The sequence below is a fragment of the Lentilactobacillus sp. TOM.63 genome (assembly GCF_030361045.1).
GTDB lineage: Bacteria > Bacillota > Bacilli > Lactobacillales > Lactobacillaceae > Lentilactobacillus > Lentilactobacillus dabitei.
Genome location: NZ_JAUCAP010000091.1, coordinates 1 through 9,080, shown reverse-complemented (window position 1 = coordinate 9,080; position 9,080 = coordinate 1). Strand labels below are relative to the sequence as shown.

Here is a 9,080-nt window from a genome sequence, read left to right as displayed (position 1 = left end):
TTTGTGGTAAACACCATTTTAAAGGAAGCTGATCTTTTTTGTCCGAACAGCGTTCGGATTAATTTTACAATCTACCTTATGATAATTAATCTAATAATTAAATCCTGGTTAAGGGACGGTAACGAGCTGCTACAACCCTTTGCTTGGGCTGAGTTTCGTCTCATTTTATGAGAATCGAATCCATTCAAAGATTTGTGGAAAATACATAATATTAGGTTAAAAATAACAAAACAATAAGAATAACAGGAGGATGTTATATGACAAGAAAAGTTGGCGTTATTGGAATGGGCCACGTTGGCTCCACGGTAGCAAATTACATAATTAATGGTGGGTTCACAGACGAAATTGTCTTAATTGATACGAACGAGTTAAAGGTAAACGCCGATGCAACCGACTTCACCGATGCTTTAGCAAACCTGCCTTTCCACACTAAAATTACCGTTAACGATTATGATGCATTAAAGGATGCCGACGTGATCATTTCGGCTGTTGGTAAAATCAGCTTACAGAAAGATAATCCAAAACATGACCGGTTCGTTGAATTACCATTTACCAAGCAAGCCGTCAAGGACGTTGCCGCTAAAATCAAAACATCCGGCTTCAACGGGATCTTAATCGACATCACCAACCCATGTGACGTCATCACCACCATGTACCAAAAGTACACGGGCCTTCCTAAGAACCATGTGATGGGAACCGGAACCTTACTCGATTCATCTCGAATGAAGCGGGCGGTTGCTCAAGAATTAAACATTGACCCTCGTTCAGTTGATGGCTACAACTTAGGCGAACACGGAAACTCACAATTCACTGCTTGGTCTGCCGTGCGGGTCTTAGGTCATCCCATCACCAAAGTTGCCAAAGAACGCAACATTGATTTAACTGAATTGGATGAAATCGCCGAGGCCGGTGGTTACACCGTCTTCCATGGCAAGCTGTACACCAACTACGGAATTGCTTCAGCCGCAGTAAGATTAGCCCGGACCATCATGAGCGATGCCCACACTGAACTCCCCGTTTCCAACTGGCATGAAGAATACAACACTTACCTCTCCTACCCAGCCATCGTTGGCCGTGACGGGATTGAAGAACAAGTTCATTTGGACCTCACCGATGAAGAAAAGGAAAAACTGGCTGAATCAGCTAACTATATTCGGACTCGATTTGAAGATACGGTGGCTTCGTTAGGTGATTAGTGAGCGGAGCCAAGCGGTTAGAGATCGGAGGGTAAGTCGCCTCGAACGGAAATTCCGGTTTTGGGAATTTTGTTCGAGGTGCTTACACGCAGATCTCTGCTTGGAGGAGCTGTCCTAATAAAAGTGAGCGGAGCCAAGCGGTTAGTAACCGGAGCGTAAGTCGCCATAAGCGGAAATTCCGGTTTATGGAATTTTTGCTTATGGTGCTTACGTGCAGGTTACTGCTTGGAGGAGCTGTCCTAATCCATATAGCAGAATAACTGAAAATTAATTTTAAAACAAAAAATCACCAGATTGGATTTCCCAGTCTGGTGATTTTATTTTGCCCTAAAACGCCGAAGCAATCGCCTGTTTCAAATCCCCAATCAAGTCGTCAACATCTTCCAAGCCAACCGACAAGCGGATCACCCGTGTATTCAAGCCATGTTGTTCCCGCAAGCTGGCTGGGATTTCTCGGTGAGTGATCTTGACCGGATTGACGATCAGGGAACGAACATCACCCACGTTCGGCAAGTATGTAAAGACTTTGACGTGGTTCAAAATAGCGTCTACTTGTTTTTCAGTGCCGGCCACCTCGAACGATAAGATCGCGCCGATGCCTTTTGGGAAGTATTTCTTGACCAACGGATTGCTTTGGTCGATTCCGGCATAGTACAACTTCTTGACGTGGGGTTCGGCCTTCAAATATTTAGCGATGGCCGTTGCGTTGCTAACCTCTTTATCCAACCGTTCAGTGATGGTTTCCACTCCTAATAGCGCCAGGTACGCATCAAATGGGCTCATGACCGACCCAAACAGTCGCAAATATTTGATCCGGACCCGGGAAATAAACGCAGCCGAGCCAAACTTTTCGTTGAAGCTCACCGGCTGACCATCCCCCGTTTCAAGGGTAAATTCATTCTCGGTAAACTGCGGAAACTTGCCATTGCCCCAGTCAAATTGACCGTGGTCAACAACAATCCCGGACACGACATTCCCATGGCCATTGAGCGCTTTGGTTGAGGAATAAACGTCAATGTCGGCGCCAAAATCAAATGGCCGGAACAAGTACGGCGTCGGGAATGTATTGTCAACGATCAACGGAATTCCAGCCTCATGGGCAATGGTTGACAGATTCTCGATATCGGCAATGTCGGTGCTGGGATTGGCGACACTTTCCACAAAAATGGCTTTGGTGTCAGCCTTGATCAGTGATTTGACACTGGCAAAATCATTGATATCATCCACAAAGTCGATGTGAATACCAAACTTGGGAAAGATTGACCGGAATTCATCGATACTGGCCCCATACAGATTCGTCGGCGCGATAATTCGGCCACCGCCTTCAGCAACGTTTAACAGCGCATAACTGACGGCTGCCATGCCAGACCCCACTGCAACGGCGTCAATCCCCCCATCCAAAGCCGTAATCCGATTCTCAAATGCCCGCACGGTTGGGTTGGCCACCCGCGAATAGGTGAAGCCTTCCTTACTACCTTCCGCAACCTGTTCAGCTTCGTCGGTATCGCCAAGGGCAAACGCGGCCGTTTGATAGATCGGCGGCAATGGCGAATTTAAATGTTCTTTTGGATCGTAACCCGCGTGAAGTCGTTGTGTGTCGAATTGATTATCTGCCAATTTTATCATCCTTTTTTAATTCATTTATTTACTCATCTTACAGATTTGATTCATTTAATTTTGACACATCAACGCGACGCCACCGGCATGCCGATAGTGGACGATAATTTGTAACATGCTGCAGGCCTCCTTTTATTTCAGTCGACAAAAAAATCCCTGCTCAGATTTCTCCGAACAGGGACGATTACCGCGGTACCACCCAGTATTATCACCACAATTGCGCATGGTGACCTCAAAGACACACCCAAAAAGGTATATCCGGAGTCGTATCGCACTCCACCCGTGTGTTAAGCTTTCACTTGCCACATGACTACGAGCTCATCTTCACTAATCGATCGAATCCGCCTTCTCATCAACTGACGGTCTCTTTTAATTCTAATAAATTAGCTACTCTTCTCATCAACGTCTAACTTTTAAGTTATGTTAAATCCTAATACAGGCCGTTAAGCTTGTCAATGTATTTTTTGAAAATGGAATGGAAGCAGTCACTCATATTAAGCGGTCCTATCCGAATAGTTGCTTTGAAAGATTACCAAACTACTAAAGCAAATTAACGCTGCCATCACCAAGATTCAAAAGGACGGCACGGCCAAGAAAGTCAGTGAAAAGTACTTTGGTGAGAACTATATTCCGAAATAATCAAGAAAATAAAAATCATCCCTATTCAGAAATGAGTGGAGATGATTTTTTATGTGCTTTTGAATTTAATTTGAATCAGCTCGACTTCTCAGCACTAGCGATACTCAGTGTTAGTTGGCAACTGGAGAAGCAGCTGTCAAGCCAGCCAACATAATCCAGCCGTTGGCAACCGTATAGGCAGGGTCGGTGGCAACAATATGAACCCAAGTGTCCCCTTCACGAGTCCGAGTTCCGATCTGGTCGATGTGGAAGCGGGCATCGCCATAAGTTGTCGTGTTATCAACTTGGCGATCGTCGTGGTTCAACGTGTATTGCGTGAAGTGAGGTTGTGAATAGGTTGCGGATTTGCCATCGTTGGCAATGCCGGGATTGGCAATCCGATACAAGGTAGTCTTCTGACTGTCGGTCAAAGTGCCTTCGGTGAAGGTCGTGTAACTTTCAAGACCACCGCCAAATGATTGAGTACTCTTACCGCCGTATACCCAGCCGCGGTAATTTCCATCAAATGAGATCACTTTGTAATAAACGGACCCTTTGCTGGTTTTGGCAACCCGATATGCTCGCAAGTTGTCCTTAGAGTTAGTTGAGTTGGCAATCGCCTTAACGGTCGTCTTAGTGGCAACGACGCGGGCACCCTTCAACGTTCCAACTTTGTTATAGAGGGCGTTAGTCCCGGTAAAGTTGACATTCCGATTATAAGGATTGGTGTCCAATACCCGATTCATCGTAATGTGGGGATAAGTCTTCTTGGCACTAGCACTGGCGTTAGTCGTTGTAACAGCGGTAAATAATCCAAGAGCTGCAAGTGAAACGAAAAGTGATTTCTGAATAGTTTCCTTCATATGTAATTCCTCCGTAAAAAATAGTGAGCAGATCCAAGCGGTTAGAAGTCGGAGTGTAAGTCGCCTTAAGCGGAAATTCCGGGTTGGGGAATTTTTGCTTGAGTTGCTTACATGCAGATCCCTGCTTTGAAAAGCTGTCCTAAAATAGTGAGCACATCCAATATTCTAGCATGACCATTTGAAAAATAATTTCCAGTCCCCTGTACCTTAGTTTGAGCAACTAAATGAATGAGATCCCCAGGATGAAACGGGCCACCAGTAGTCCCTCCATTCGAATAAGTGATGCCGCTTCCAATTAGCAACGCATCATTGGCATTAGCGGCTTCATTTTGTTGCAACTCATTAATTTGACTAGTCACTGGTTCACTATTTGCCAGATTTCTCAATGGATCCGTTACCAGCGTTTGCTCAAATGCTGTCGCAGCCTTTACATCAGCAGCTTGCTGAGAGACTAGAACAATTGCCATCAAACTAAATAATATGAGCAACAAACTTTGAACTAACCATTTGAAGCGGTGCGGTACTCCCACTGTATTCATATAACTTCCTCCTCAACCCAAATAACAAAATTATTAATTAAAATATTCCCTCATACCTATGATAAATGTTTACTTGTGAGCAGGTCAACTATTACACACGCTATAAAACCAATTCAAATCCCGTTATAAATTGGTGAACTCACTATTCCTTGATTGTTTCTCTTTAAACACGCCAAATCTTCTAATCCACAAAATAGACTTCATCGGCCCGATGACCAAAGAAGTCTATTTCCAATACCAATTATTTTATTGTAAGGGTTCTACTGGTGACAACTTCACTCCGGCACCACCGCATACGCCCTCACCGGAAAGCCAGGTGCCTTCTCAGCCTTAGGGACGGAAATGTGAATATAAGCGCCAGTAGCCGGAACCAGGTCCAAATTATCAAGTAGTTCCACTTGATAGTGGCCATGGGACAAGACATAATACTCACCCACTAAGCCGTTTTCCTGTTTAGTTGCCGTATCGGTATCAAACGTTTCATGGCCATTTGCCGTGACGTTTCGTTGTTCGTAAATGAACTTCAATGCGTCAAGATCCCAACCTGGATAATGAGCTTGGCCAGCATCGTCCAAGTTTTCAAACTTACTCTGACTTGGCCAACGTTTGCCCCAATCAGTTCGCAGTGCTACAAATGAATGTTCCGGAATCTTGCCGTGTTTCTTTTCCCACTGTTTGATATCAGCAACACTCAACGAAGAATCTGGATTTGCGTTGGCTTCCTTTGAGCGATCAATGACGACCAGCGGTAAGACGAACTTTTTGAGCGGAATATCTTCCACGTAGGTATCCTGATGGGCGTCAAAATGAATCGGTGGATCCAAATGAGTGCCAAATTGACCTGAGAAAGTATATTCCTTAACGAAGAAGCCATCCGCGTGGGTAAAAATCGTGTTGAATTTTGGCTTGGCAAAAGCTGGAAAGCGCGGACTTTCTGGCCCAAATGAGTGGGTCAAATCAACCCACTTGAAGTTCTTTAATTGCTCAACGGTTTGTTGAAGTAATTGTTCATTTTCTGTTTTAGTAACGTTGGTTGTTGGTTCTGCGGTTTTAGTTGTCATAATCATTTTCTCCTTTACTAATCCTTATTTGAAAAGTCCAATCCAGGTGTCCGCTGCGTGAAGAACTTGGTTTGTACCAACAAGATGACGATGCCGGCCACAATCCAAGCCGCCCCGACGATCTTTGCTTCTGGAGTTAAGCTTAGGAAAATCCAAGTGCTGACACCAAAGCCAATTAATGGTGATACCAAATATTTGATGGCGGACAAGATCGAACTGTGATCGCCCTTGATGTAGAATTTCCAGACAACCGACAAGTTCAATAAGATGAAGCCAAACAAGGCACCAAAACTAACCAAATTGGAAACCGTTGCTTGGGATAAGGTCAAAGAAAGCACAAGTGAAATGGCACCAACCAGAACAATCGCAACAACTGGCGTGCGGTATTTCTTATGCAAAACGGCCAATTGACGTGGCAAAATGCCATCGCGACCCATTGCGTAGAGAATCCGGGAAATGGCGGTCTGGCCTTCCTGACCACTAGCAAAGCCAAATGAGAGGATGATGGTAATATCAGCTAATTTAACTAACCAAGTACCACCGACTCGCTGCAGGATTCCTAAGAAAGCCGTATTAGGATTCAAATTTTGATAATCAGGGGCCACAAATCCTGCTAGCGCGGTAATCACAACGAATAACAAGCCGATCCCGACAATGGAAAGAATGATCGCCCGGCCAACTGAATGGTGGGGATCTTCAGCTTCCTCCGATAACGTACTGATGGCATCAAAGCCCAAATAACTCACAATCACAATTCCAGTTGCCTGCAAAACACCAGAAACGTTGAAATGAGCGGGATTATAAAAAGCAACGGCGTTTGGTTGAATTGAACCGGTAAACAATAGGTGAAGGGTACCAATTACAAACACCAACAACACAATTCCTTGAAGGGCAAACAATGCCCAACTGACTTTGGTGACCACGTTGACACCAAGAATATTGACCCAGGTGTTGAGCAGCACCAACACGACGATCCATGTCCAACCTGGTACGCCGGGTAACAGCGATTCACCAAATGACTGGGTAATCAAATAAGTAATCGTTGGAATCAGGAAATAATCAAGGGTAATTCCCCAGCCACCAATAAAGCCTAAGCCCCGGTTGGTACCCTGCTGAACGTAAGTATAAACCGAACCGGAAAATGGGTAACGTGCCGACATGGTCGCATAACTAAAGCCGGTGAACAGCATTGCGATCATCCCAATTAAATATGCCAAGGCCACCATGCCGTTAGCTGGTTGTAGAAATGACCCATAGAAAGCTAATGGGGCGACCGGAATCATAAAAGTAATTCCGTAAATCAATAAATCTTTTGTTGTTAAGCTGACTTTTAATGAAGCTGGACTCACATTTTCTGCCATATGCAAAACCTCCAGAAATTTTGTTTTAATTGAATAAATTTAAATAATTTCAAAAGCATGAATTGACTCTTGCATCACTTCCTTAATATGAGATATAAAAAACGCCCCTTACACAGCTATTCATGCCATGTAAGGGGCGAATTGTCGCGTTACCACCCTTGTTCACATAGAGTTTCATCACATTAAACGTGTTCTTCCAGGCAGGAATCTGCACATAAGCACCATTTTCCAAAATCCGAAACCCCCGGATTTTAGAAAACGGCAACTTATGCTCCGATTCCTAACCGCCTGGCATCACACTCTAAACGTGCTCCGACGACCCTGGTGCTAACATGTAAGCCCAAAATGATTTAAATCCAAAAACAGGATTTTAATCATTTTAACCTTACACACCGCACCAACCAGGCCTTGTCACACTCTATGTCTCATCAATACCATTTCTGATATTCGGGAGGATAACGGTCCCTGCCGATCATGCTGCGTTAACAACATGATGCCTTTCAAAGCTCATCTTCATTGGAACCTTCAATGCCCTTTCTCACCGACCGGGTTCTCTTTCTTTGAATGCTCGCAACTACTCTTCTTCTCATGGATTTATTTCATTATTTTCGATTTTTAAGCGTCTTTCCAAACACTCTTAGCTACTTTGATCACTAATCGTAACTTGTTCCACTGATCTTCCTCAGTCAGGCGATTGCCCTCTTCCGTTGAGGCAAACCCACATTGAGGTGACAAGCATAAATTATTCAGTGGAATAAACTGACTGGCTTTGTTGATTCGCTCTTTTAATAATTGCTCAGTTTCTAATTCAGGCTTCTTGGTGGTAACTAAGCCAATGACCACCCGTTGACCCCGACCATTGTCAGCGATCTTCTTCAAGGGTTCAAAGCCGCCGGAACGCTCGTCATCATATTCCAAGAAGTAACCATCGATGTGGAGTTGAGCCAAGTAATCAGCCACCGGATCATAGGCTCCTGCACCGGCCCAAGTTGAATCGTAGTTACCCTTGCAGACGTGCATCGTTAAAGTTAAGTCATCCGGCTTACTGTCGGCAATGGCATTAATTGCCTTCACGGCGGCTTCGGCCAATAGCTTTAATTCAGGCTTCAACGTGCCGTTAGAGAAGCTGGCCCACATACCCCATGAGGTGTCATCAATTTGTAAGTATCGACAACCAAGGTCGTAGAAATGCTGAACGGTTTGCTTGTAGGCTTCAATTTCGTCATTGAGCAGAGCCTCAAAGTCACCCTTGTAGTAATCGTCATAGACCTCAGCGCCCTTGTTCGGGAAGAAGACATCGGGACTGGGAATCGTTTGCTTGGCAGTGACGCCATCTGGCACAATGCTGTTTAAGAATTTGAAGCCGTCAAAGAATGGGTGGTTAGGATTATATTCAATCTTGCCGGTAAACTTAACCCCACCTTTACGAGTTTCCTCGCCATGGAAAATAAAGCCATGTTCTGGAACAAAATACTGAACCCCTTTTAAACCAGCAAAGAAATCCAAGTGCCACCAGCTGCGGCGGAATTCACCATCGGTTACGTCTTTGAGACCCAATTCAACCTGCTTCTTCACAATCCGTTTAATTTCTTCGTTTTCAACGTTCCGTAATTCATCTACGGTAATTTTGTGCGCCTCATAATCTGCCCGGGCCTGTTTTAATCTTGCCGGTCGTAATAAACTACCTACTTCATCGAAACGATTTGGAAATTTTGTTTTGATTGCTACTGTCATTTTGACCACTCCTCTACCTGATTTATTCATAAAAATACACAAAATACCCATCAAACACATGTTTCACGCGTTTGATGGGTATTTTGCATTT

Annotated in this window: 7 protein-coding genes; 1 reads left to right on the top strand and 6 read right to left on the bottom strand. The window is 44.4% G+C overall.

Annotated elements, in window-relative coordinates:
• Window positions 1-257: 257 nt before the first annotated feature.
• On the top strand, window positions 258-1,196 hold the full coding sequence (locus QUF07_RS12405; protein WP_289427668.1) for an L-lactate dehydrogenase: 939 nt from the start codon (window positions 258-260) through the stop codon (window positions 1,194-1,196).
• A gap of 327 nt (window positions 1,197-1,523) precedes the next feature.
• Here QUF07_RS12405 and QUF07_RS12400 read toward each other — a convergent pair whose 3' ends face one another.
• From QUF07_RS12400 to QUF07_RS12370, 6 genes are all read right to left on the bottom strand, one after another.
• Window positions 1,524-2,813, bottom strand: coding sequence for an O-acetylhomoserine aminocarboxypropyltransferase/cysteine synthase family protein (locus QUF07_RS12400; protein WP_289427666.1), 1,290 nt, complete (start codon window positions 2,811-2,813; stop codon window positions 1,524-1,526).
• 749 nt (window positions 2,814-3,562) lie between these two features.
• Window positions 3,563-4,294, bottom strand: coding sequence for a hypothetical protein (locus tag QUF07_RS12390; protein WP_217163751.1), 732 nt, complete (start codon window positions 4,292-4,294; stop codon window positions 3,563-3,565).
• A gap of 107 nt (window positions 4,295-4,401) precedes the next feature.
• Window positions 4,402-4,833: a hypothetical protein gene (locus QUF07_RS12385; protein ID WP_289427664.1), complete on the bottom strand. Its 432-nt coding sequence runs from the start codon at window positions 4,831-4,833 to the stop codon at window positions 4,402-4,404.
• A gap of 275 nt (window positions 4,834-5,108) precedes the next feature.
• Window positions 5,109-5,894: a cyclase family protein gene (locus QUF07_RS12380; protein WP_289427662.1), complete on the bottom strand. Its 786-nt coding sequence runs from the start codon at window positions 5,892-5,894 to the stop codon at window positions 5,109-5,111.
• Window positions 5,895-5,911: 17 nt separating this feature from the next.
• Window positions 5,912-7,255, bottom strand: coding sequence for an APC family permease (locus tag QUF07_RS12375; RefSeq protein WP_289427660.1), 1,344 nt, complete (start codon window positions 7,253-7,255; stop codon window positions 5,912-5,914).
• A 615-nt stretch (window positions 7,256-7,870) separates the two neighbouring features.
• Window positions 7,871-8,989, bottom strand: a complete 1,119-nt coding sequence (locus QUF07_RS12370; RefSeq protein ID WP_289427658.1) for a 5-methyltetrahydropteroyltriglutamate--homocysteine S-methyltransferase — start codon at window positions 8,987-8,989, stop codon at window positions 7,871-7,873.
• Window positions 8,990-9,080 lie beyond the last annotated feature (91 nt).